General features: G+C 72.8%; 15 protein-coding genes. 6 read left to right on the forward strand and 9 right to left on the reverse strand.

Features of this window, described 5'->3' with window-relative positions; translation table 11 throughout:
* From V6R91_RS35300 to V6R91_RS35320, 5 genes are all read right to left on the reverse strand, one after another.
* On the reverse strand, positions 1-771 hold the full coding sequence (locus V6R91_RS35300; RefSeq protein WP_336399207.1) for a phosphonatase-like hydrolase: 771 nt from the start codon (positions 769-771) through the stop codon (positions 1-3).
* On the reverse strand, positions 768-1,973 hold the full coding sequence (locus V6R91_RS35305) for a TIGR03364 family FAD-dependent oxidoreductase (protein WP_336399208.1): 1,206 nt from the start codon (positions 1,971-1,973) through the stop codon (positions 768-770). The genes V6R91_RS35300 and V6R91_RS35305 overlap by 4 nt, the downstream gene beginning before the upstream one ends.
* Complete coding sequence (gene phnE, locus V6R91_RS35310) at positions 1,970-3,706, reverse strand: phosphonate ABC transporter, permease protein PhnE (RefSeq protein WP_336399209.1); 1,737 nt, start codon at positions 3,704-3,706, stop codon at positions 1,970-1,972. The genes V6R91_RS35305 and phnE overlap by 4 nt, the downstream gene beginning before the upstream one ends.
* Positions 3,703-4,572, reverse strand: a complete 870-nt coding sequence (phnC, locus tag V6R91_RS35315) for a phosphonate ABC transporter ATP-binding protein (protein WP_067247327.1) — start codon at positions 4,570-4,572, stop codon at positions 3,703-3,705. Before phnC ends, phnE begins: the two co-directional genes overlap by 4 nt.
* An 86-nt stretch (positions 4,573-4,658) precedes the next feature.
* Positions 4,659-5,591, reverse strand: coding sequence for a phosphate/phosphite/phosphonate ABC transporter substrate-binding protein (locus V6R91_RS35320; RefSeq protein WP_336399210.1), 933 nt, complete (start codon positions 5,589-5,591; stop codon positions 4,659-4,661).
* A 172-nt stretch (positions 5,592-5,763) separates the two neighbouring features.
* Between V6R91_RS35320 and V6R91_RS35325 the strand changes: the two genes are divergently transcribed.
* Positions 5,764-6,510 (forward strand): GntR family transcriptional regulator, encoded by a 747-nt coding sequence (locus tag V6R91_RS35325; RefSeq protein ID WP_336399211.1) that lies wholly within the window; start codon positions 5,764-5,766, stop codon positions 6,508-6,510.
* Between the two features lie 6 nt (positions 6,511-6,516).
* On the opposite strand, the gene V6R91_RS35330 is transcribed toward V6R91_RS35325, so the two are convergent.
* Together V6R91_RS35330 and V6R91_RS35335 are read right to left on the reverse strand one after the other, a co-directional pair.
* A complete protein-coding gene (locus V6R91_RS35330) occupies positions 6,517-7,389 on the reverse strand; it encodes an EamA family transporter (RefSeq protein ID WP_067247316.1) in 873 nt (290 codons plus the stop codon).
* A 229-nt stretch (positions 7,390-7,618) separates the two neighbouring features.
* On the reverse strand, positions 7,619-8,620 hold the full coding sequence (locus tag V6R91_RS35335) for a magnesium and cobalt transport protein CorA (RefSeq protein WP_067247313.1): 1,002 nt from the start codon (positions 8,618-8,620) through the stop codon (positions 7,619-7,621).
* Between the two features lie 454 nt (positions 8,621-9,074).
* Between V6R91_RS35335 and V6R91_RS35340 the strand changes: the two genes are divergently transcribed.
* Genes V6R91_RS35340 through V6R91_RS35355 form a run of 4 tightly spaced genes read left to right on the forward strand, consistent with a single transcriptional unit; the run spans position 9,075 to position 13,163 of the window.
* Positions 9,075-9,929: a tryptophan 2,3-dioxygenase gene (locus V6R91_RS35340; RefSeq protein ID WP_336399212.1), complete on the forward strand. Its 855-nt coding sequence runs from the start codon at positions 9,075-9,077 to the stop codon at positions 9,927-9,929.
* Positions 9,926-11,008, forward strand: coding sequence for a hydrolase (locus V6R91_RS35345; protein WP_336399213.1), 1,083 nt, complete (start codon positions 9,926-9,928; stop codon positions 11,006-11,008). Before V6R91_RS35340 ends, V6R91_RS35345 begins: the two co-directional genes overlap by 4 nt.
* A complete protein-coding gene (locus V6R91_RS35350; RefSeq protein ID WP_336399214.1) occupies positions 11,005-12,246 on the forward strand; it encodes a kynureninase in 1,242 nt (413 codons plus the stop codon). The genes V6R91_RS35345 and V6R91_RS35350 overlap by 4 nt, the downstream gene beginning before the upstream one ends.
* Entirely contained in the window at positions 12,243-13,163 is a 921-nt protein-coding gene (locus V6R91_RS35355) for a PaaX family transcriptional regulator (protein WP_336399215.1), read from the forward strand. Before V6R91_RS35350 ends, V6R91_RS35355 begins: the two co-directional genes overlap by 4 nt.
* A 98-nt stretch (positions 13,164-13,261) precedes the next feature.
* Here the strand turns inward: V6R91_RS35355 and V6R91_RS35360 are convergent, their stop codons facing one another.
* Positions 13,262-20,929: a DUF7507 domain-containing protein gene (locus V6R91_RS35360; RefSeq protein WP_336399216.1), complete on the reverse strand. Its 7,668-nt coding sequence runs from the start codon at positions 20,927-20,929 to the stop codon at positions 13,262-13,264.
* A 123-nt stretch (positions 20,930-21,052) separates the two neighbouring features.
* Positions 21,053-23,224, reverse strand: coding sequence for an RNA polymerase recycling motor ATPase HelR (gene helR, locus V6R91_RS35365; protein ID WP_336399231.1), 2,172 nt, complete (start codon positions 23,222-23,224; stop codon positions 21,053-21,055).
* Positions 23,225-23,649: 425 nt separating this feature from the next.
* On the opposite strand from helR, the gene V6R91_RS35370 reads away from it, so the two are divergent.
* Positions 23,650-24,942, forward strand: coding sequence for a M18 family aminopeptidase (locus V6R91_RS35370; protein WP_336399217.1), 1,293 nt, complete (start codon positions 23,650-23,652; stop codon positions 24,940-24,942).
* Positions 24,943-25,186 lie beyond the last annotated feature (244 nt).

Raw genomic sequence — 25,186 nt, forward strand, 5'->3', positions numbered from 1 at the left:
TCAGCGGGTCCGGGCGAGCGCGACCCCGGACGGAAGAAGCTCCCGCTCGGCGAGGGCCGCGGCGAGGGCGGTCACGTCGTCGAGCACCGCGTCCGCACCGGCGACCTCCAGCGCCGTGCGTCCGTGTGCGCCGCTGAGCACCCCGGCGACGAACCCGGCCCCGGCCCGCCGCCCGGACTCGACGTCGCTGGTGGTGTCCCCCGCCACCGCGACGGCCTGCACGGCGGAGACCCCCGTGCGCAGCAGCGCCGTGAGCACGAGGTCCGGGGCCGGCCGGCCGCGCCCCGCGTCGACCGGCGACAACGCCACGTCGACGAGGTCGCGCCAGCCGAGGGCGTCCAGCAGCACGTCCCTGGTCGCCGGGGAGAACCCCGTGGTCAGCGCGACCGCGATCCCCTGCGCGCGGAACGTGCGGATCGCCGCGGCGGCGCCGGGGATCTCGTGCGCACCGTCCTCGGAGACGATCTCGGCGTAGGCGTCCTCGAACTGCGCGGTCGCCCGCTCCGCCGCCGCGCGGTCGCCGCCGGCGAGATGCGTGAACACGTCGATCTTCGACTGCCCCATCGTGTCGCGCACGTACTGCAGCGCCTCGGGCCACGGCATCCGATCCGCGACGCCGGTGCGCTCGGCTGCCCGCTGGAACGCGCGCTCGACGATGCCGTCGTCGAGGACGGTCGTGCCGGCCATGTCGAGGACGACGAGCTCGACGGGCACGCGGTCGGCGACGCGCGGGTCCTCGCTGTGGGTGGGGGTCGGGGTGAGGGCGCTCATACGGTTCCTTCCGGTCGGCGCGGTTCGTCGTGGGTCGAGGACACCGCCGCGGTGAGCCGTTCGGGGACGCCGTCCCACCCGAACGCCGCCGCGGCCTCGGTCTCGGCGAGTCCCAGTCCGGTCGTCATCCCGATCCCCGTCGTGGCGGCGAGCGCGAGGACGCCGTCCGCCACCGTCTCGACGAGGAACTCGGTCGGCCCGGCGGCGTAGACCCCCTGCCAGCGTTCCAGGACGCGCAGACGGTCGGCGTCGAACAGCGCGGCGGCCTCGGCGAGGAAGGCGTCGAAGGCCGCCTCGGGCTGGAATGGCCCCGGCTGCACCGCCCGGTGATGCGAGTCCCCGAGCAGCAGCGACCCGTCGGGGAGCTGGGTGTACATCTGATTGAGGTCGAGCGCGGCGAGCTCCGGCCGCTCGGCGTGCAGACGCTCGCGCAGGCCCGACGCCGAGGCGGTGGCTCCGAACCGGCCGTAGCGGACGAGCGACCACCCGGTGAGCAGCGGCGCCTGCAGAGGGGCGGGGAGATCGGCCGCCACCCGCATCATGTCGAGTGCGCAGCGCACCACGCCGGCGCGCTCGGCGATCTCCGGCAGCAGCTGATCGAGGTCGTGGTTCACCGCGACGACGACGGCCGCGGCGGAGACCGGCCCGCGCGTGGTGTCCACGCGTCCCGGCCCGACGCCGGTGACGGCGGTGCGCATGCGGAACTCGACGCCCCGTGCGGCGAGGTGACGCACGATCGCGGCGGCGGCCTCCCGCGGGTTCACCTGGAGGTCTCCCTCGATGAGCGCCCCCGAGCGCACGCCGCCGGCGCGCAGCGGCGCGAGCCGGAGCACCTCGTCCGCCTCGATCAGACGGATGCCGGGGAGACCGGGCTCGTCGGCGGCGGACGCCTGCGCCGCCTCGGCGAGCACCGCGGCCTCGTCCTCGTGGCGCGCGGCCACGAGCGTCCCGGCGTCGCGCAGCCAGAATCCCGCGTCGTGCGCCAGGCGCGTCCACAGGCCCCGGGAGAGCTCGCCGTAGCGGCGGGCCCGTCCCTCCTGTGCACCGATGCAGAGGTGACCGAAGTTGCGGATGGATGCGCCGACGGGCGCGTCGGTGCGGTCCACCACGACGACGCGGAGCCCGCGCCGGGATGCGGCGTAGGCGGCGCCGAGCCCGACGATCCCCGAGCCGACGACGGCCAGATCGTAGCGGCCCGTCATCGGTACACCCGCCGCATCCACATGGCCAGGCCCTCCACCACGAGGACGGTGGCGAGGATCATCAGCACGATCGCGGTGACGACCGGATAGCGGGATCCCTGGCTGGCGTTGAGCAGGAAGTAGCCGACCCCGCCGCCGCCGACGATCCCGAGGATGGTCGCCGCGCGGATGTTCGTGTCCAGCATGTAGAAGCTGTGGCCGATGAGGGCCCGCAGGCCCTGCGGCACGGTCGCCGAGGCGTAGGTCTGCAGACGGGTCGCGCCCACGGCGCGCAGCGCGCGCTCGGGCCCCCGGTCCACCTCCTCGAAGGAGTCCGCGACGAGCTTGCCGAGCAGGCCGATCCCGCCGATGGCGAGCGCGATCACGCCCGCCTGCGGGCCGAGCCCGGTGATCACGACGAGCACGATCGCGAGGATCAGCTCGGGGATGCCGCGGATCCCGACGAGGAGGAATCGCGCGGTGCCGCGCACGCCGGGCCCGGGAGCGACGTTGCGGGCGGCGAGGGAGCCGAGGATCACGGAGGGCAGCAGGGTGAGGACCGTCGCGGCGAGCGCGATCGCGACGGTGTCGCGCATCGCGGAGATCATCGCCGCCGCCTCGTAGTTGCCGAACGAGGGCGGCCAGAACTTCGCCGCGGTCTCGGGGATCTTCGCCCAGAAGGTGACGGCGTCGCTCCAGGTGATGTCGCTGACGACGACGCTGCCGATCACGACGAGGACCGCCACGACCCCCGCGACGGTGTTGCGCACGCGCGTCGCGGTCCACGGCCGACGGACCGCCGTCTGCACGCTCGCGGCCCATGCCGGCCGATCCGCGGGGGCGGCCGCCGTGGCGGCGCCCGTCATCCGCGGGTGCAGGATCCGGTCGATCCAGGAGCGGGTCTGCTGCTGTCCGCCCAGCATCGCGCCGCGCACCGCGCTGGAGACGATCTCCATGACGACGCAGAGGACGAAGATGACCAGGGCGATCCCCAGTCCCTTGCCGTAGTTGAGCGCCTTGAACGCGTACGACATCTCCAGCCCGAGGCCGGCCACCCCGACGTAGCCGAGCACGACGCTGCCGCGCAGGTTGATGTCGTTGCGGTGCAGCACGGTCGCGACCCAGCTCGGGAGCACCTGCGGCAGGATCCCCGCGGTGAACTCCTGGAGCTTGGATCCGCCGGCCGCGCGGATCGCCAGACGAGGTCCCTCGTCGATCTGCTCGATGGCGTCGGCGAACATCTTCGAGATCATGCCGATCGAGTGGATCCCGATCGCGAGGATGCCGGGCAGGGTGCCCAGGGAGAACATCAGGACGAACGCCATGGCGAGCACGACGTCGGGCAGCGCCCGGGTGAGCACCCCGACGAAGCGCGCGGCCATGCGCAAGGCGTTCCCCGGCGTGGTGTTCGAGGCGGCCAGGTAGGCGATCGGCACGGACAGCACCGCGGCCAGCAGCGTCCCGACGAGCACGAGGCCGACGGTCAGCGCGATGAGCCCGGCGAGCTCGGCCGGTTCCGGGAAGCTCAGCGCCCCCACCCGAGAGAGGAAGTGCTCGGCGTTGCCCCAGCTCTGGATCATGCCCGGGATGGAGATGCCGATCTCGTTCACGGCGAGGACGCCGAGCACGACGAGCGCCAGCAGCGTCAGGGAGGCGGCGATGCGCTCCGGGGAGACGACCCGGCGCGGTGCGCGCTCCGCGACGCTCGCTCGGGGCGGGCGGTCGAGCCGCGGGGCGGGGGCGACGGCGGTCACGCGACGGGCTCCTGGTCGCGCAGTCCGGAGGCGGATCCCGCGGCGGCGCCGACGGGGACGGGGGCGAGAAGCTCCGCCTCGACGACCTCCAGCTCGGCGGTGGAGGTGGCGACGCGGCCGTAGATCTCCATGACCTCGGCCTTGCTGAGATCCGTGGTGGGAGTGTCCAGCACGACCTCGCCGTGCCGGAGGCCGACGATGCGGTCCGCCCAGGAGATCGCGAGATCGACCTGGTGGAGGCTGCAGACGACGGTCAGGCCCTCGTCCGCGGCGATCTCGCGGATCAGCGCCATCACCTGGTCGCTGGACTCCGGGTCGAGCGAGGCGACCGGCTCGTCGGCGAGGAGGATCTCGGGCTGCTGCATGAGCGCGCGGGCGATCGCCACGCGCTGCTGCTGCCCGCCGGAGAGGGTGTCGCTGCGCTGATAGGCGCGGTCGAGAAGGCCGACGCGGTCCAGGTGCGTGAGGGCGCGGAGCTTGGCGTCCTTGCCGTACCCCCACAGCCCGAGGCGCGGGCCGCGCACCGAGGAGAGGGATCCGGTGAGCACGTTCTCCAGGACGGTGAGGGAGGGCACGAGCTCGAACTGCTGGAAGATGAACCCCACCCGGCTGCGCAGGCGCCGCAGCTCCCGGCCACGAAGGGCCGGCACGTCCGCGCCGAGGACGCGGACCTCGCCCGCGGTCGGGGTCTCCAGCCCGTCGAGGTGACGCAGGAGCGTGGACTTGCCCGACCCGCTGAGCCCCAGGAGGACGACGATCTCGCCGGGGGCGACGTCCAGGGCCACGTCGCGGAGGGCGGTGGTCGCGCCGAAGCGCTTCGTCACGCCCCGCAGGCGGACGACGGGGGCGGCGGTGTCGATGCTCATGGTTCTCCTCGGGGTCTCCGGCGTCGGGCGACACGCCGTCCGGCCGCCGAGCGGGCTGCGCTCGACGACCGGGCGGCGTCAGGCGGTCAGGCCTTGCACTGCTCCGCTTCGGTCTTCTTGCAGATGTCGCGGATCAGGTCGTAGTAGGCGTCGTCGACCGGCTTCGTGGCGTAGAAGACGCTCCGGAAGGCGTCGGTGTCGGCGCCCTTGATGCCCGCGGCGATGATGTCGTCGATCGTGATCTCGCCGAGAGCGTCGACGAGCTGGTCGGACACCTCGGTGGGAAGCGCCGAGCTGTACACGAGCGGGGCGCCGGGGACCATGGTCTCGGCGATGACCTTGACCTTGTCGGACTTGGCGACCTCGGAGTCCTCCGCGAACCCGACCTCGCACTCGGCGCCCTCACCGGTCTTCTGCACGCTCACGTCGTGCTTTCCGGCGAACACCGGGGTGATGTCGCTCTTGGGGTCGATGCCGGCCTCGAGGAGGTTGTAGCTCGGGAACAGGTATCCGGATGTCGAGGACGGGTCGACGAAGCAGACCTTCTTGCCCTTGAAGTCCTCGATCTTCGTCACGGCGCTGTCCTTGGGGGCGATGGCCTGGGAGTAGTACCCGGGCTCCTGGCCCTCCTTGGTGACGATGGAGGAGATCGGGGTCAGCTTGGCGCCGTTGTTCGTCGCGGTCACGTAGGTGAAGCCGGAGAACGAGGCGACGTCGACCTTGCTGGCCACGGCGGCCTCGATGAGCGCCGCGTAGTCGGTGGACTCGTGGTACTCGACCGTCTTGCCGGTCTTCTCCGCGATGTAGTCCATCAGCGGCTGGTAGTTGGTCTCGGTGTCGACGGAGTCGGGCACGACGCCGAAGACGAGCGTGTTCTCGTCGACGGCGAAGCCGCCGTTCGCCGCGGCCGTGTCGGGCGCGTCGGTGCCGGTGGCGGCACCGGCCGTGCCGGAACAGGCGGCCAGGCCGAGGGCGAGCACGGCGACGCCGGCCAGGGCGGGGAGAGCGCGGAGCTTCATGAGGACCTTTCGGGTGTGGGACGGAGATGATCCACGAGCACTCTGCCAAGTTCACGATCGAGATGTATACCTATCTCGGGACTGTTCCGCGACTGTTCACCCGCGCGTTCCTCAGGTGAACAGCGGAGCAACGGGGGCTCGCGCACCCTGACCGACCACGTAGTATGCCTATGTGGCTGATGTTGTCTACATCCAGATCGCCGACGATCTGCGCGCCCGGATCGTCGACGGGCGCCTGCGTCCGGGCGACGCCGTGCCGACCGAGGCGGATCTCGCCGAGCGCTGGCGCACCTCGCGCGGACCGATCCGCAACGCCCTCGCTCTCCTCCGGGCCGAGGGGCTCATCGAGACCGCACGCGGACGCCCGGCCCGGGTGGTCGAGCGCAAGGCCACCCAGGCGGTGGACGTCTCGGTTCCCTTCACCCGCTGGGCGCGCGAGCTCGGCGCCGTCCCCGGGGCGCAGACCCAGGAGCTGAGCCTCCGCCGGGCCGGCGAGGAGAAGGCGGCGGCGCTGGGGGTCGATCCGGACGACACCATCGTCAGCGTCGTGCGGCTGCGCTTCCTCGACGGGCGGCCCACCATGCTCGAGCGGCTCCACTACACGCACGAGGTCGGCCGGCTGCTGTTGACCATCGACCCCGACGAGGTGTCGATCACCGAGTTCCTGGCCGGCCAGGGGCATCCGATCGTCACGCTCCAGCACGAGATCGACGCGGTCGCCGCCGACGCCCAGGATGCGGAGCTCCTCCGGGTCGCGCAGGGGACGCCGATCCTCCGCCTCACCCGGACGTCGCGGGACGCCGACGGCCGCGTGTTCGAGGCGAGCGAGGACCGCTACCTCTCCAGCATCGTGCGGTTCACCGTCGCCGCGTCGGGAATCTCCCCCGAGGGTCAGTACCTGCGCGCCGTCGGCGGCTGAGCCCGCTCACACCGCGAGCAGCGCGATCCCCCCGACGACCACGACGGACGCCGCCACGCGCCAGCCGGGTCGCCCCTCGCGCAGCACGAAGGCGCCGAACAGGCTCACCAGCACGACGCTCACCTCGCGCAGCGGCGCGACCAGCGCGACCGGCGCGATCGTGACCGCCTGGAGCACGAGGATGTAGGACAACGGCGAGAGCACGCCGAACGCGACGATCCGGCGCCACTGCCGGCGCCCGAGCGCGCGGACGGCCGCCCAGCGGCGGCGCACGGCGACCGAGTAGAACGGGATCTGCAGCGCGGCGGTTCCGACCATGAACGCCACGGGCGACAGCGACCACTGCCGCACCGCGAAGGCGTCCCAGATCGTGTAGACCGCGATCGTGACGCCCGTGAGGAGCCCGAACAGGATGCCCGGATCCATCCCGCGCCGCCCGGAGACCGGATCCGCGCCCACCCGGTCGACGAGCCCGATGGCGATGATCCCCGCGATGAGGACGCCGACCCCCACGAGCGCGATCGGGGACGGCCGCTCGCCGAGGATCAGCATCGCGATCAGCACGGACAGGAACGGCCCGCTCCCCCGCGCGGTCGCGTACACCGTGGAGAGGTTCCCGACCTGGTAGCCGCGCTGCAGCACGAGCATGTACCCGACGTGCAGGACGCCGGACACGAGCACCCCGAGGAGGAACCCCCGGATGTCGTCGGTGCCGAGCCCGCCCGTGAAAGGGATGGCGACGGACCAGATCACGGTGCTCGCGACGGCGCCCCACCACAGGAACGGGAACCCCGCGCGGCTGATGCCGTGCGCGATGACGTTCCACGCGGCGTGCGCGACAGCGGCGGAGAAGACGAGGACGAATGCGAGTGCGGACACGACGGAACCTTCGGCCCGCCGTGTGGGCACGACGGACGTGGTTCCTCCAGGCTTTTGTCCGTTCAGATGACGCCCCGCCTGCGGAGGCGGGACGTGGCGCCGCTCGGACCAGTCGGGCGGACCCCGGAACCCTAGGCGCTGTCGGGATCCACCCTACATCCGTCGCGCGGAGCCGCGCAGCGCGGGGCGGCGACACCGCGGCCGGCCGTGCGCCGGCCGCCGTCGCACCTCAGAGCCAGCGCTTGTACTTGAAGATCCCGAACAGCGTGACCGCGAAGGCCGCCATGGCGCCCAGCGCCAGCGGGTAGCCGGCTGCCCAGTGCAGCTCCGGCATCACGTCGAAGTTCATGCCGTACACGGTGCCCACGAGGGTGGGGGCGAAGATGATCGCGGCCCACGAGGAGATCTTCTTGATCTCGTCGTTCTGCGCGAGGCTCGCGTCGGCCTGTCGACGGGCGACGAGCGCGGACTGCACGGTCAGGGCGTTCTCCAGGATCGCCCGGAACGACTCCACCCGCTCGTCGATCCGGATCACGTGGTCGAGCACATCGCGCAGCGACGTCTGCAGCTCCGCGTCCACCCGGTACTTCTCCGACCCGCGGCGCAGTCCCTGGAGCATGCCGGCCAGGGGGTGCACGGCGCGCTGGACGTTGATGACCTCGCGCGAGAGGTCGTAGATCCGGCGGGAGAGGGCGTCGTCGTCGCTGTCTCCGAAGAGCTGGTCCTCGATCTCGTCGATGTCGTTCTCCAGTCCCGCCACGACGGGCTCGTACTCGTCCACGACCTCGTCGAGGATCGCGTAGAGGACCGCCTCCGGCCCCATCGCGAGCAGCTCCGGGTTCGCCTCCATCCGGCGACGGACGGCGCTGAGGTCCGGAGACTCCGCGCGGCGGATCGTCACGACGAAGTCAGGACCGACGAACACGTGCAGCTCGCCGATCTCCACGGCCTCCTGCTCGTCGCGGTACCGCGCGGGGCGCAGTACGGCGAAGAGGGTGTCGCCGTACCGCTCCAGCTTGGATCGCTGGTGCCCGGATCGGGCGTCCTCGACGGCGAGGGGGTGCAGGTCGAACTCCCGGGCGACCGAGGTGATCTCCTCGGGGCTCGGGTGGTAGAGCCCGATCCAGGCCAGCCCCCGGTGGGCGTCCATGATCCGGTACGTCTCGTCCAGGCTCGCGGGGGTCTCCACGCGGCGGCCCGCCACGTACACTCCGTTGTCGACAAGGGTCATGCTGCGATTCCGTTCTCGCGCGCGCACGCCCGCCCGGGGCGGCGCGTCATCCATCAGCTGCCGGAAGGGCGCCGCCGAGGAAGCGCGACGGATCGTCGTCCCGAGCACAGGCTCGGGAGGGCCGGGGCGAGCGGGGCTCAGCGCACGGCGAGACGGCGTCGCGACAGGGCGGCGCCGGTACTATCACCTGCCATCGCGCTCACCGCCTTCGTCTCTCTGGGGTTCTCGGACCCGACAGGCCAGTCTACGCCCGCCTGCCGCCGACCGCCAATGCAGCGCCGCCCGACCTCGCCGTCCCCGTCGCCGTCCGCGCCGTCGCTCACGCCTTCTTCGTCGAGTGGTCAGTTTTTGTGGCCTCAGAGCCCGTGAACCCGCAGAAACTGACCACTCGACGTCGGAGGGCGGGGACATCTCACACCTGTGACGATCGACACGGTTGCGGTATCTTTCTCGCATGGCGACCGAGGAGAACCAGAGGGACATCGAGGACGGGATCGTCACGGACCTCCGGGATCGGATGACGTACGGCTCGTACCTCGCCCTGGATCAGCTGCTCTCCGCACAGCACCCGGTGAGCCGGCCCGAGCACCACGACGAGCTGCTGTTCATCATCCAGCACCAGACGACGGAGCTGTGGCTCAAGCTCATCCTGCACGAGCTGGGCACGGCGCGCGCCCGGCTGGCCGAGGACGACCTGCGCGCCGCGCTCAAGCACATCGCGCGGGTCAAACACATCCAGGAGGTCCTCACCCAGCAGTGGTCCGTGCTGGCGACGCTCACCCCCACCGAGTACGCGCAGTTCCGCGGCGACCTGGGCAACTCGTCGGGATTCCAGTCCGTCCAGTACCGGGCGGTGGAGTTCGCCCTGGGCAACAAGAACGAGCGGATGCTCGGCCTCTTCCGCGACCACGCCGAGAACCTCGCCCTGCTCACCGCCGAATGGGAGCGGCCCACGGTGTACGACGAGTTCCTGCGACTCCTCGCCCGCCGCGGGCTGCCCGTTCCCGAGGCGATCCTGGAGCGGGACGTGCGGCTCCCGTACCGGATGCACGACGACCTCGTCCCCGTCATCCGCGCCGTCTACGAGGATCCGCACCGCCACTGGGACCTGTACGAGGCGTGCGAGGAGCTCGTCGACGTCGAGGACAACTTCCAGTTCTGGCGCTTCCGGCACCTGCGCACCGTGACCCGGACGATCGGCAGGAAGATCGGCACGGGCGGCTCCAGCGGGGTGGACTTCCTCCAGCGCGCGCTGGAGCTGACCTTCTTCCCGGAGCTGTACGCCGTCCGCACGGAGATCGGACGGTGACCGTCGTCCGCGCGGTCTCGTTCTTCGACGGGACCGCGATCCGCGAGGGCCGGATCGAGGCGGACCCCGCCGGACTCCGCCTGCGACCCGAGCCCGCCCCTGCGGGCACGCCCCGCCTGGCCGGGATCGTCACGGGCCGCTTCGCCGACCACCACGTGCACCTGCAGCTCGTGGACCCGTCGCTGCTCGCACGGAGCCGGCTCGGCCGCGTCGTCGACCTCGGCGCCGACCCGGGCGGGATCCGCGCCCTGTGCCAGGCGCACGCCTCGCCGACGCCGGAGCCTGCGCGGCCCGGCGACGCCGGTGTCGTGCGGATCGAGTACGCAGGTGCCTTCCTCACCGCGCCCGGCGGCTACCCGTCGGACCGGCCGTGGGCGCCGCCCGGATCCGTGCGCGAGATCACCGACCTCGCCTCTGCGGCACGTGCGGTCGCCGAGATGCACGACGCGGGGGCGACGAGCGTCAAGCTGACAAGCAACAGCACGGCGGGCCCGGTTCTCGACGACGACCTCTTCGCCGCCCTCGTCCGTCTCGCCCACGCCCGCGGGCTCACCGTCCACGCGCACGCGGAGGGCGCCGGGCAGGCGGCGCGCATCGCCCGCCTAGGCGCGGACGTGCTCGCCCACGCCCCCTTCACGGAGCGTCTGGACGACGCGGAGATCGCCCGGCAGGCGGCCTCGGTCGCGTGGATCTCGACACTCGCGATCCACACCGGAACCGAGCGGGACCACGCGATCGACAACCTCCGGCGTTTCCACGCCGCGGGCGGGACCGTTCGGTACGGCACGGACATGGGCAACGGCGACGCTCCGGTCGACCTCCGTGTCGACGAGGTCCGGGACCTGCGCGCGGCGGGGGTCACGGACGCCGCGCTCCTCCGCGCGCTCGCCCCGGCGGATCCGCTCCTGCCGGGGAGCGCTCTCCTGCTGCTCCCCGACGGCGACCCCGCCCGCGCGCACCCCCTCGCCGCGGGGGACCTCGCCCACGACCGCGCCACGACGGAGCACGGCCACGACGCCCCGTCCGGATCCGAACCCCCCGCGCCGACACGACGCCCCGACCCGAAGGAGTCCGCATGACGGATGACCTGCTCGCCCGCGCCGCCGCCCTCGACGAGGCCGATCCGCTGCACGATCGCCTCGCCCTGTTCGCGGAGGCCCCCGGCGTCCACGCCTACCTGGACGGCAACTCCCTCGGGCGGCCGCTCGCGGCGCTGCCCGAACGCGTCGCCCGCTTCGTCCGCGAGGACTGGGGCACGCGCCTGATCCGGTCCTGGGACGAGGCGTGGATGGAGCTCCCGCTCCGCCTCGGCGACCGGATCGCCGAGGTCGCCCTGGGCGCCGCCGCCGGTCAGACCGTCGTCGCGGACTCCACGAGCGTCCTGCTCTACAAGCTCATCCGGGCCGCCGTGGGCTCCCGCGCCGGGACCGGGCGCACCGAGATCGTCGTGGAGCGCGGCAACTTCCCCACCGACCGGTTCATCGTCGAGGGGATCGCCGCCGAGACCGGATCCACGGTGCGGTGGATCGATCCCGATCCGGTCCTGGGCGTCGCGGCGGACGACGTCGCCGCCGCGGTGGGCACATCGACCTCCCTCGTCGTGCTCAGCCATGTCGACTACCGCTCCGGAGCGCTCGCGGACATGGCCGGGATCACCCGCCTCGCGCACGACGCCGGGGCGCTGATCCTCTGGGACCTCTGCCACTCAGTCGGCGTCGTGCCCATGCAGCTGGACGCCTGGGGCGTCGACCTCGCCGTGGGGTGCACCTACAAGTACCTGAACGGCGGGCCCGGCTCCCCGGCGTTCGCCTACCTCCGCGCCGAGCACCAGGGGCTCCTCCGCCAGCCGATTCAGGGCTGGTGGGGCGCCGCGGACGTCTTCGCGATGGGCCCCGAGTACGCGCCGGCTCCCGGGATCCGGCAACTGCTCAGCGGCACCCCGCCGGTGATGTCGATGATCGGGATGCAGGGCATGCTCGACCTCATCGACGAGGCGGGAGCGGACGACGCGCCGGGCATCGAGGCCGTGCGGGCGAAGTCCGTCTCGCTCACGGAGCTCGCCGTGCGGGCGTACGACGAGCTGCTCGCCCCGCTCGGGGTCCGGCTCCTGAGCCCGCGCGACCCCGCGGTGCGCGGAGGCCACGTCACGATCGGTCACCCGGACTTCCGCGCGGTCACCGCGGCCCTGTGGACGCAGGGCGTCATCCCCGACTTCCGCTTCCCCGACGGGATCCGCCTGGGCCTGTCGCCGCTGAGCACCTCGCACGTCGAGACCGTGCGCGGCGTCGTCGCCGTGCGCGACGCCCTGGGCCGATGAGCCGGGAGCCCTCCGTCATCGCCGGCCCGGTGGAGCGGACCGCTGCCGTGCGCGACGACGCGGCCCGGGTCGGCACGGACGCTCTGCCCGACGGGGACGGACCCGTCCTCGACGACGTCGACGCCCGGCCCGGCAGCACCGTGTCGTACCTGCGCACGGTGATCGGGCTGTACCTGCGCGATCTCGGCGGCCGGATCTCCGCCGCCGACCTCGTCCGCCTGCTCGGCGAGCTGGAACTGCCGCCCTCCCGCGTGCGCGGCGCGCTCACCCGGGTCAAGCAGCGGGGGCTCCTCCTCGCCGACCGCTCCGACGGCGTCGGCTACCGCCTCAACCCGGCGGCGGCGGGGATGCTCGCCCGCGGCGATCGGCGGATCTTCGCCGTGCGCGAGGCGGATCCCGCCGACGGCTGGTGCCTGGTGTCGTTCTCGGTGCCGGAGAGCCGACGCGACCTCCGGCACCGGCTGCGGCGGGGCCTCGCCTGGATCGGCTGCGGGACCGTCTCCCCCGCGCTGTGGATCTGCCCGGAGCACCTGGCCGACGAGGCGGCGCAGGTCGTCGCCGATCTCGGCGCGGCGGAGTTCGTCACGCTGTTCCGAGGCGCGGCGCCGGCGAGGGATCTCCCGGCGGCGGTGCGCGCCTGGTGGGACCTGGACGCCCTGCGGCACGAGCACGAGGGCTTCCTCACCGCGATCGCCCCGCTGCACGCGGTCGACGGCGCCGACGAGGCCGCCGCCTTCGCGGCCTACGTCCGTCTCGTGGACGCGTGGCGGATCCTGCCCTACGTCGATCCGGGTCTTCCGTCGGCGGTCCTGCCCGGCGACTGGCCCGGGGTCCGCAGCACTGCGGCGTTCACCGAGCTGTCGAGCCGCTTCCGCGCGGGTGCGCGCCGGCACGTCCGCGCGATCACCTCACGCTGACCGCCCCCGCGCGCGTCTCCCCGCCTCCCCCGTCGAGTGGTCAGTTTCTGTGGGTTGCACGGGCGCGAACCCGCAGAAACTGACCACTCGACCGGGCGTCAGGCCTCGGAGCGACGGCGACGGAGGAGGATCGAGACGAGAAGCGCGAGTCCGCCGAGGAGCAGCAGGCCGATCGCCCACGGGAGCCCGGCGATCACGGCACCCGTGATCGCGAGCACCGGCAGGTCCAGGCGCACGCTGTCCGTGCCGGACACCGGGTCGTCCCCGGCGCTGCCGTGGACCGTCGCCGTGTTGTCCACGATCCCGCGCGCGGCCTCGGCCGCGGTGATGCGGTAGACGATCGGGCCGCACTCGGCGCTCTGGCCCGGGGCCAGCGCCGGGATGGCGCAGTCCAGGGTGCCGCCGAGCAGCGCATCCTCGATCGTGAGGCCGGTGACCGTGACGGCACCGGTGTTCACGACGCGGAAGCGGAAGGCCACCGTGTCGCCCGCGCTGACGGCTCCGTCGCGGTTCGCGTCGACGTAGTCGCCGCCGGACTTCTCCAGCGTCACCGCCGCCGGCGCGTCGATCGGCACGGTCACGGTGTCGTCCACGGTCACCGTCCCGCTGCCGTCGCCGGTCGCGGTCGCCGTGTTCACGATTGCTCCCGCGTCCACCTCGGCCTGCGTCAGCACGGCCGCGGGGCCGGTGCAGGTCACCGACTCGCCCGGAGCCAGCGTGGTCGGGTCGCACACGACGTCGCCGTCGAGCCGCGCGTCCGTCACCGCGATGCCGTGGAGCGTCGTCGTGCCGGTGTTCGTCACCGTGAACGAGAACGCCACGGTGTCGCCGGCGTCCACGCGGCCGGAGCCGTTCGCGTCGACGATGTCGCCGGCGGTCTTCTCCAGCGCCAGCCCGTCCGTCCCGTGGACCGCGACGTCCGCGGTGTCCCGGTCGCTGACGGCGGCGCCGCCGCCCGTGCCGGAGGCCGTGGCCTCGTTGTGGACGGTCCCGGCGTCGACGTCGGCCTGCGTGAGCGAGTAGACCACGGGTGCGCAGGTCACGGAGGCCCCCGGGGCGAGCGACCCGTCACCGAGCGCGTCGCACGCCACGGGGCCGCCGAGGAGCGGGTCCGTGATCGCGACGCCGGTGAGGGTCGTCGTGCCGGTGTTCGTCACCGTGAACGTGTACGCGACCGTGTCGCCGGCGCCGATGCGCCCGTCGCCGTCCGCGTCGGTCGGGGCGCCCGCGGTCTTGACCAGTGCGATCCCGGTCTCCCCCGTGATCGCCACGTCGGCCGCCGCGTCGTCGGAGACGGTGCCGCGCGGGCCGGTCGCGGTGACGACGGCCTCGTTGTGCACGGTGCCGCGCTCCACGTCCTCCTGGGTCAGCAGGTAGCGGATCGGACCGCAGTCGACGCTCGCGCCCGGAGCCAGCGTCGCGCCGTCCAGAGCGGGGCAGTCCAGCGCTCCGCCGAGGAGCGGATCGGACAGCTCCGGATCCGTGAGCGTCGTGGTGCCGAGGTTCCGGACCGTGAACGCGTAGTCCACGGCGTCGCCCGCACCGGTGCGCCCGTCGCCGTCCCGATCCACGAGAGCGACGACGCTCTTGGTGAGGCCGATCGCATCGGCGCCGTCGATCGCGACGTCCGCCTGCGCGTCGTCGTCGACCGGACCCTGCGGAGAGGTCGCGGAGACGGAGGCCTCGTTGTGCACGACGCCTCCGTCGATGTCACCCTGCGTCAGGGTGTGCACCACCGGCGCACAGGTGACCGAGGATCCCGGGGCCAGCGGACCGTCGATCGCCGCGCAGACCACCTCTCCGCCGAGCATCGGGTCGGTCACGACCACGTCGGTCAGCGTCGTGGTGCCGGTGTTGTGGACCGTGAAGGTGTAGGCGACCGTGTCGCCCGCGCCGAGCACGCCGTCCCCGTCGGCGTCCACCGGGGCTCCGGCGACCTTGTCCAGCGCGATGCCGCTCGTGCTGAGCAGGACGACGTCGACCGCGTCCTCGTCGGACACGGGCCCGCGCACCGAGTCGCCCGAGACCTCCGCGACGTTGTGCACCGCACCGGCGTCGACGTCGGCCTGTGTCAGCGTGTACGTGACCGGGCCGCAGTCGATCGCCGCACCGGGGTCGAGGACCGCGCCGTCCAGCGCGGGGCAGCCGATCGCGCCGCCGAGCATCCCGTCATGCAGCTCCAGCCCGCTCAGCCGCACCGTGCCGGTGTTGACGACGCGGAACGAGAAGTCCACGGTGTCGCCGGCGCCGATCCGGCCGTCGCCGTTCAAGTCCGCCGGCTCGCCGGCGGTCTTGTCGAGCTCCACGGCGGCGACCGGGACGAAGGACACGTCCGCGTCGTCCTCGCCGGAGACCGGTCGGTCGTCCGGCGCGGTGCCCGTCACGGACGCCTCGTTGTGCACGGATCCGCGTTCCACGTCCTCCTGGGTCAGCGCGTACGCGACCGGCCCGCACACGACCTGGTCTCCCGGGCTCAGCGCCACGTCCACGAGCGCGTCGCAGGCGATGTCACCGCCGAGGAGCGGATCCGACAGCCGCGCGTCGATGATCGTCGTGGTGCCGGTGTTGCGCACGGTGAACGTGTACTCGATCGTGTCGCCCGCGCCGATGCGTCCGTCGCCGTTCGCGTCGACCGGCGTTCCCGCGGCCTTCTCCAGGCCGAGCCCGTCGACCGCCGGAATGGTCACGTCGGCGGTGTCGTCATCCGTGACGGTGCGTCCGCCCGGCGCCGTCGCGGTCGCCTCGGCGGTGTTGTGCACAGTGCCGCGGTCCACGTCCTCCTGCGTCAGCGTGTAGGTCACCGGGGCGCACGTCACCGCCTGACCGGGGGCGAGGGCCACGCCGTCGAGCTCCGGGCAGGTCACGGCGCCGCCGAGCAGCGGATCGCTGAGCACGACGCCCGTCAGGGTGGTCGTCCCGGTGTTGCGCACGGTGAAGGTGTACGCGACCGTGTCGCCCGCGCCGATCCGCCCGTCGCCGGTCGCGTCCACCGGCGCACCGGCGTCCTTGACCAGCTCCACGCCGTCCTCCGCGGGCAGCGGCACGTCGGCCGTGTCCCGATCGGTCGCCGGACCGCTGGTCGAGCGCCCCGTGGCCGTGGCCGCGTTGTGCACGGTGCCGGCGTCGAGGTCCGTCTGGGTCAGCGTGTACGCGACGGGACCGCAGGAGACGCTGTCGCCGGGGCTCAGCTCCGCGCCGTCGAGGGCCGGGCAGTCGACCGCGCCGCCGAGCAGCGGATCGCTGAGCACGAGGTCGCGCAGGATCGTCGTCCCGGAGTTGCGCAGGGTGAACGTGTAGTCGATCCTGTCGCCCGCGGCGATCCGGCCGTCGCCGTCCGCGTCCACCGGTGCGCCGGCGTCCTTGGTCAGCTCGATGCCGTTGAAGCCCGTGATGACGACGTCGGCGCTGGACTCGTCGGAGACGGGTCCGATGGATCCGGTGCCGTCGACGCGGGCGGTGTTGTGCACGAGACCCGCCTCGATGTCGGCCTGGGTCAGCGTGTGCGTGAAGCGGCCGCAGGTCCAGGGCGAGCCCGGCGGGAGCAGGGACACGCCGCACAGCGGTCCCGCCGAGAGCAGCGGGTCGCGGATGGTCACCTGCTCGAGCGTGGTCGACCCGGTGTTGCGCACCGCGAAGACGTAGTCGATCGCGTCGCCGGCGCCGATCAGCCCGTCGCCGTTCACGTCGCGGACCGCGGACGGCGTCTTCACGAGCTCGATCGCGTCCGTGCCGTCGATGCGCACGGTCGCCTCGGCCTCGTCGGTGACGGTGCCGCGCGGCGCGTCCGCGATGACGGTGGCCACGTTGTGCGCGACGCCCTGATCGACGTCGTCCTGGGTCAGCGTGTACGTGATCGGCCCGCACGCCGCTTCGGCACCGGGGGCGAGCTCGGCGGGCACGTCCGGGCAGAGCACGTCACCGCCGAGCATCTCGTCGGTGATGACCGGGTTCGTGAGGGTCGTGGTGCCGGTGTTGCGCACCGTGAACGAGTAGTCCACCGTGTCGCCGGCGCTCACGAGCCCGTCCCCGTTCGCGTCCACGACGGATCCGGCCTGCTTGACCAGGCTGATCGCGTTGACGGACGGGATCGTCGTGTCCGCCGTGCCGTCGTCGGTCACGACGGCTCCGACCGGATCGGTCGCGGAGGCGGTCGCCTCGTTGTGCACCGACCCGCCGTTCACGTCGTCCTGCGTGAGGAGGTAGCGCACCGGCGTGCAGGAGACGGACTCCCCGACCCCGATCGTCGCGCCGGTGAGCTCCGGACAGTCGATCGCGCCGCCGAGCAGCGCGTCCGTCACGGTCGCGTCGTGGAGGGGCACATCGCCGGTGTTGCGGACGGTGAAGGTGTAGTCGATCGCGTCCCCGGCGCCGATCCGGCCGTCGCCGTCGACGTCGACCGGCGCGCTCGGCGTCTTGACGAGCTCGAGGGCGGGGTGGCGCTCGATGATCGTGGTGATCATCGAGGAGTCGTTGCGCCCGTTCGGGTCGTAGGTGACCGGCGACACGACGCGGGCGTCGTTCAGCACCGAGAAGTCGGTCGTCGCGGGGTCGACCCGTGCGGTGATCGTGGCGGTGAAGACGGCGCCGTCCTCGAACATGACCAGCGTGCAGTCGACGCTCCGGTCTCGCGCCGTGCACTCCGGGGTCGTCGTCGCGAGGTCCACGAGTCCGCTGCTCGGCAGATCGAAGACGTTCACGATCTCCGAGGTGCTCGGGCCGTTGTTGCGCACGGTGAGGGTGTAGGTGATCGTGCCGCCGGCACTGATCCGGTTCACGTCCGCGGTCTTCTCGACCGAGATGTCGGCGGCGGCGATCACGGGCACGACCGAGGTGGACGTGTTGTCCTGCGGATCGGGGTCCGGAGTGCTCGAGGTGACCACAGCCGTGTTCGCCACGTCGCCGGTCGCCGCGAAGGTCCCGGTGACCCGGAGCGTCGCGCTCTCGCCCGGAGCGAGGGCTCCCACGAGCCAGCGCGCCGTCGCGGTGTCCCAGACGCCCCGGGAGGGCTCCGCGCCGGAGATCATCACGCCGGCGGAGGGCTGCTCGTCGACGACGACGTCCTGGGCGACGGAGGGCCCGTCGTTGCGGACCACCACGTCGTACTCCACCGGACCGCCGATGTGCGGGAAGCGCTGCTCCACCGCCGTCTTGACGATCGACAGGTCCGCGGAGGGGGCGAAGTCGTTCTCCACGGTGCTGGTGTTGTTGTTCTCGTCGGGGTCCGGGGTCGCCGACTCGATCGTCGCGGCGTTGCTCACCGTGCCGGTGAGGCTCTGGTCCCACGCCCCCTCGATGTGAATCTCGGCTCCGGCACCGGGAGCGAGATCGCCCAGCGCGCAGGAGACCACGCCGTCGGTCACCGTGCAGCCCGCGTCGAGCGCGCCGGGGGTGAAGCCGGCGGGCAGGACGTCGGTGATCACGGCACCCCGGGCGGTCGACGGACCGTTGTTCCGGTAGGAGATCGTGTACACCGAGCGGGATCCGGGGACGGGGTCGCCCGCGTGGAGCTTCTGGACGGCGAGGTCCGCGCTCTGGACCACGCGGACGTCGGCCGAGTCGGAGTTGTTCGAGGTGTCCTGGTCGTCCGCGGGGGCGGCCACGGAGGCGGTGTTGGTCAGCGTGCCCTCGGGGGCATCGGGATCGACCTGGACGGCCAGGACGATCGTGCTGGTCTCCGACGCCGCGAGCGTCTCCCAGGCGCAGCGGAGCGCCGTGTCGTCCTGGACGGCGCAGTCGGCCGTGCCGTTGACGCCGGTGATCGTGAGCCCGGCGGGCACGATGTCGTCGAGGACCGCGTTCTGCGCCGTGGAGGAGCCGAGGTTGCGCACGACGATCGTGTAGTCGAACGTCCCGCCCGCCGCGACCTCCTCGACCGAGGCGGTCTTGACGACCGCGAGATCCGCGATGACGGTCGGCTCGAAGCTGGTGGAGGAGGCGTTGTTCGACGGGTCGGGGTCGTTCGTCGACGACGTGACCGTGGCGGTGTTCTGCACCACGGCGGTCGCACCGGGGGCGAGCGTGACGGTGATCACCGCCGAACGCTCCTCGCCGGCCGGGACAGTGCCGAGGGCGCAGCGGACGGTGCCGTCGGTGACGGCGCACGCGGACTCCGCCGGGGTCGCGCTCACGAACGTCGTGTCGGGATCGAGGGGATCCGTGATCGTGACGTCCTGCGCATCGGACGGTCCGTCGTTGCGCACGGTGAGCGTGTACGTCAGGTTCTCGCCCGCCACCGGGGCCTCCGGCGCGAAGACCTTCTGGATCGACAGGTCCGCCGACGCCGACAGGATGCCGTTGACGCCCGCGGTGTTGTTGGACCGGTCGGGGTCGAACCGGTCTCCCGCGATCGTGACCGTGTTGTGCAGGGCGGAGCCGGAGGGGAAGACCGGGCTCAGGACGCCGCTGATCGTGATCGGGACGTCCGCGCCGACCGCGAGGTCCGCCATCGCGCAGCTGACCGTCGATCCGCTCACCGTGCAGTCGCCGCCCGCCGTGGTCGCGGAGACCTGGGTGAGCCCCGCCGGGAGCGTGTCCGTCACGGTCACGCCGGTGCCGGTCTGGGGGCCGGCGTTCGTGGCGCGGATCGTGAAGGTGACCGGCCGACCGGCGACGAGGGGGGAAGTGTCGAGGGTCTTCGTGACCCGGAGATCGGCCGCCGGGCCGACGGGGACGGTGGTCTCGTTCGTCCGCGAGGTACGCTCCTGGCCGTCCAGGTCGCGGAAGGAGACGAGGGCCTCGTTGCGGATCGTCGTGTCCGCGCCGGCGAGCGTCACCCGCGTGTCGAAGGTGTAGGTGGCGGAGGCTCCGGCGGCGAGGGATCCTCCGGCGGCGGCGGTGCCGCCGTCACCGAGCCGGAACCGGACGCTCCGGTCGCCCGAGACGTACTCGGCCCGGTCGTCCCCGGCCGCGTCCGTGAGCGCGCCCGCCCCCGCGCCCGCCGCGATCCGCAGGGATCCCGGGACGAACTCCTGGCCGGCCTGGATGACGTCGCCGGACGAGACCTGCGTCGCCGGGTTGCCGCCGTCGTTGCGCGTCGTCACCGTGTAGCGGAGGACGTCGCCCACCTCGGCGGTCGTCCCGCCGCGGGTGACGTTGGTCACCGACTTGCTGCTGACGAGACAGGGCCCGGTGCCGAACGTGATGTCGTCGAGGAAGTTGCCGACGCTCGCGTTGCCGCCCGCGGACGAGACCGCCTCGAAGCCGAACCGCGTCGTCGTCTGGCCCGGGGGGACGGTGTAGGTGCCGGTGTACGCGCCCCAGGCGGTGTTGCCGTCCGCCATGTTGTCGCGGACGATCGGGAGGCTCGTGGGCGCGCCTGGGGCACCGATCCGCACGCGCATGACGTCCGTGCCGCTGCGTCCACGGTGCTTGAGGGACCAGGTGAGCGTCTGCCCGGGCGTGGTCGCCACGTCCTGGTAGAGCATGCTCCGCTGGTTCGCGTTGAGCTCGGCGAACTGGTTCCCGGCGGCGGCGGGGACGCCCTGGAACCCGCTGCGCCACAGCTCGATCATCTTGTCCGTGGCGGTCGTGGACCAGCCGGGCACGACCGACTCGTTCACGATCTGGTAGTTGCCGCTGACGGTCGGCTGCTCGAAGCCGCCGTTGACCAGCGACACCGACCCCGCGCAGACCGTCGGGTCCTGCGCCGCCTGAGCGGCGACCGGAGCGACGGCCTGTCCGACGACGGTGAGTCCGGCCGCGAGCAGCACGGCGGCGGTGGCTCCCGCGACACCACGAACGACGGACGATTCAGTCCAAGACCCCACGAAGATCCCCTTCATCCCGACGACACGCCGATGGCGCACGTCTTCCCCCTGAACTCCCAGGGTATGTGACCTACCGGTATTTTGCCTACCTCGATCGGTCGGCCACCGTCGTGCCGGAACGGGTCAGGGCGTCAGCAGCACGAGCTCCTGCGTCGCCCTGGTCATCGCGACGTAGCGGTCCACGGCACCCTCGATCCCGTCCCCGAACCCTTCCGGGTCGACGAGGACCACGAGGTCGAACTCCAGCCCCTTGGCGGTCTGCGGGGTGAGCGATCGGATCCGCGGATGCCGGAGCGCCCGGTCCGCGCCGATCACGCACGCGAGGCCCTCCTCATGGGTGTCGAGCCAGGCGGAGAGGATGGCGTCGAGCTCCGGGACGCGTCCCCGCCGCACGGGAACGCCGCTGCGGCGCACCGACGTCGGGACGTTCGCGTCCGGCAGCGCGGCGCGGATCACCGGCTCGGCGGCGGCCATCACCTCCTCCGGCGTCCGGTAGTTGATGCTCAGCGACGCCTCGCGGATCTCGCGCAGCCCCGCCCGCTCCAGCCGCGCCCGCCAGCTCTCCCGGAACCCGTGCCTGGCCTGCGCACGATCGCCGGCCACCGTGAGGCTGCGGGATGGGGCGCGGCGCAGCAGCATCGTCCATTCGGCGTCGGTGAGCTCCTGCGCCTCGTCCACGATCACGTGGGCGAACGGACCGGCGAGCGCGTCCGGGTCCGGGCGCAGACGCGCGGCCTCGTCGAGGATCGCGTCGCGCATGCCCTCGCCATCGGGTCCGAAGAAGTAGCCCGTCACGGCGCTCTCGAAGTCGTCGTCCGCGGCGATGAGCTCATCGATCACCCTGTCCCGCTGCTCCCGCTCCTCCTGCGAGACCCGCTCCTCGCGTCGCCGCTGCGCGGAACCGCGCGGATCGCCGATGAGGTCCCGCGCGGCGTCGAGGAACGGCAGGTCCGATCGCGTCCAGCGCCGCGCCTCGGGTACCTCGCGATGGAGCGCGTCCCGCTCCGCCTCCGTCAGCCACGGGGCGCAGATCCGGAGGTAGGCGGGGACGCTCCACAGATCGGCCACGACGCCGGCCGGATCCAGGATCGGCCAGGCGGCGGCGAACGCCCGCTGCAGGGAGGTGCTGCGCCGAAGCGCGGCATCGAGCTGACGAGGCGGCACGTCCTCGTCGGCGTGGACCTCGACGAGCGCGCCGACGAGCGCGTCCCAGGCGATGTCGCGCGCCTCGTTGTGGGCGGTGCCGGGCTCCGGGGCGTCGAACGCGGCCGCCCAGTCGGCCGGTTCCACGCGCACGTCACGCCACGGGGTCTCGACCTCCAGCGGCGTGGACGGGGGCTGCTCGTGGTAGCGCACGGCGGCGGCGACCGCATCGAGCAGGCGGCTCCCGGACTTGATCCGCAGCGCCTCGGGATCCGTCTCGACCGCGATCGCGTCCCCGTCCCGGCCCTCGGGCACGAGGTCGGTGAGCGTGCAGACGCGGACGCCGTCCTCACCGAGGCTCGGCAGCACATCCTCCACGTAGGCGAGGTACGGGCGGTGCGGGCCGACGAACAGGACACCGCCGCCGCCTCGGCCCAGCCGGGGCTCGGCGTGCATGAGATAGGCGGCGCGGTGCAGCGCGACGACGGTCTTGCCCGTCCCCGGCCCGCCGTCGACGACGAGCACGCCGCGCGAGGGCGAGCGGAGGATCGCGTCCTGGTCGGCCTGGATCGTGCCCAGCACGTCCCGCATGCGCGGCGAACGGCTAGCGCCGAGGCTCGCGATGAACGCGGACTGGTCGTCGAGCGCGGCCCGCCCGATCTCGTCCGCGTCGCGCGCGTCGTCCCCGAGGGCGTCGACGTCGAAGACCTCGTCCCAGTAGTCCGTGATGCGCCGCCCGGTCCAGCGGTAGCGGCGCCGGCTGACGAGGCCGCGGGGATCGGCGTGGGTCGCTCCGAAGAACGGCTCGGCGGCCGGTGCCCGCCAGTCCACGAGCAGACGCCGGCCGTCGCTCGCGGTGAGGCCGATCCGCCCGATGTAGACGGGCTCGGACTCGTCGCGGCGGATCATCCGCCCGAGGCACAGGTCGACGCCGAAGCGACGCAGGAGCTGGATCCGCGACGACAGCCGGTGGATCTCGAGGTCCCGCTCGAGCGCCTCCTGCCCGTGTCGCACGGAGAGAGCGCGCAGCCGGGTCAGCCGCTCCTCGCTCTCGGCGACCTCCTCGGCGAGACGCGCGTCCAGGGCGCGGAGATGATCCTCGTCCGCGGAGATGAGGCGGGGATCCGCCTTGCGGGCGCGTTCGGCGGGCAGGGCGAAGACCGCCGTCCGCCGCCCGCCGTCGTCGGCATGGTGCGCGGCGCGCCCGAGGGCGTCGAGGGGCGGTTCGGGGGTCTGGTCGGGGGTCTGGTCGGGGGTCTGGTCGGGCTGAGCGGAGAGGGGTGCGGCAGGGGTCACGGTTCTCCCGTCGGGATGGCGAAGCCACCCATTCTGCGCCCCCATGGGGCCCTTGCCGCAAGCCCCGGTCCCGCCGGTAAACTGGAAGTGCGCAAGGGGATCCGTTCCCCTCTGTCGAGTGGTCAGTTTTTGTGGGTTCAGCGCCCGGCAACCCACAGAAACTGACCACTCGATGAGCATCGGCGCGAGGGGTCGCCTACGATCGAAGAGCGCCGCCGCCGCTCGGCCCCGTCCCGGGCCGACCGCCGAGGCCGCGGCGCGTCCGCTCAGGAAGGTGCCCCATGCCCGAGACGTCGGCCGCCCGCGCCCACGCCGAAGACCTCGCAGACTTCGTCGCCGCATCCCCGTCCAGCTACCACGCCGCCGAAGAGGTCGCCCGGCGCCTGGAGGACGTGGGCTTCCGGCGCCTCGACGAGACCGAGGCCTGGCCGCGCCAGGCCGGCGGCCGCTTCGTCGTCGTCCGGGACGGCGCGGCGATCGCGTGGACCGTGCCGGCAGGCGCCTCCGCCACCACGGCGGCGCACATCCTCGGCGCGCACACCGACTCCCCCGGGTTCAAGCTCAAGCCGCGCCCGACCACCGGCGCCAAGGGATGGCTGCAGGCCGGCGTCGAGGTCTACGGCGGTCCGCTGCTGAACTCCTGGCTCGACCGGGAGCTGCGCCTGGCCGGGCGCCTCGCCCTCGCCGACGGCCGCGTCGTCCTCGCGGCCACGGGTCCCCTGCTGCGGCTGCCTCAGCTCGCGATCCACCTGGACCGCGGCGCCAACAACGGCCTCGCCCTCGACAAGCAGGTGGAGACCCAGCCGGTGTGGGGCCTGGGCGACCCCGTCGAGGAGGATCTGCTCGCTGAGCTCGCCGCGTCCGCCGGTGTCGATCCGGCCGACATCCGCGGTTTCGACGCGGTCGTCGCCGATTCGGCGCGCGGAGCGGTGTTCGGCAAGGACGACGCGTTCTTCGCCAGCGGCCGGCTGGACGACCTGGCCTCGGTGCACGCGGGCGTCGTCGCCCTCGCGGAGGCCTCCGCCGACGGCCCGGCCGGCGACCGGATCGCGGTCCTGGCCGCCTTCGACCACGAGGAGCTGGGATCGGCTTCCCGCTCCGGCGCGGCGGGTCCGTTCCTGGAGGACGTCCTGGAGCGGATCTACGCCGGACTCGGCGCCGACCCCGTGGACACCCTGCGCGCGTACGCCGGCTCCTGGTGCCTCTCCAGCGATGTGGGCCACTCCGTGCACCCCAACTACGTCGGCAAGCACGATCCCGTCGTCCAGCCGCTGCTCGGCTCGGGGCCGATCCTGAAGATCAACGCCAACCAGCGCTACGCGACCGACGCCGTGGGCGCTGCCGCCTGGAACGCCTGGTGCGAGGCCGCGGGCGTCGCGAGCCAGGAGTTCGTGTCGAACAACGCCGTGCCGTGCGGATCGACGATCGGGCCGATCACCGCGACCCGGCTCGGGATCCGCACCGTCGACGTCGGCATCCCGATCCTGTCCATGCACTCGGCCCGCGAGCTCGCCGGCGTCAGCGATCTGCACGACCTCTCCCGCGTCGCCGCCGCGTTCTTCACCGCTCATTGAGCGCCGGCGCAGCTCGCTTCGCCGCGCCGGCCTCCGGTCGTTGAGCGACACTTCGACTCGCTGCGCTCGCTCAGCGCAGGTCTCCGCGAGACGAAACGCTGTCCCCGACCGGGTCGCCGCGTTTCGACTCGCCGCTGCGCTCCTCGCTCAACGACCGGAAGGGGAGTCGGTCGTTGAGCGACACTTCGACTCGCTGCGCTCGCTCAGCGCAGGTCTCCGCGAGACGAAACGCTGTCCCCGACCG

Source organism: Microbacterium sp. CCNWLW41 (assembly GCF_037083505.1).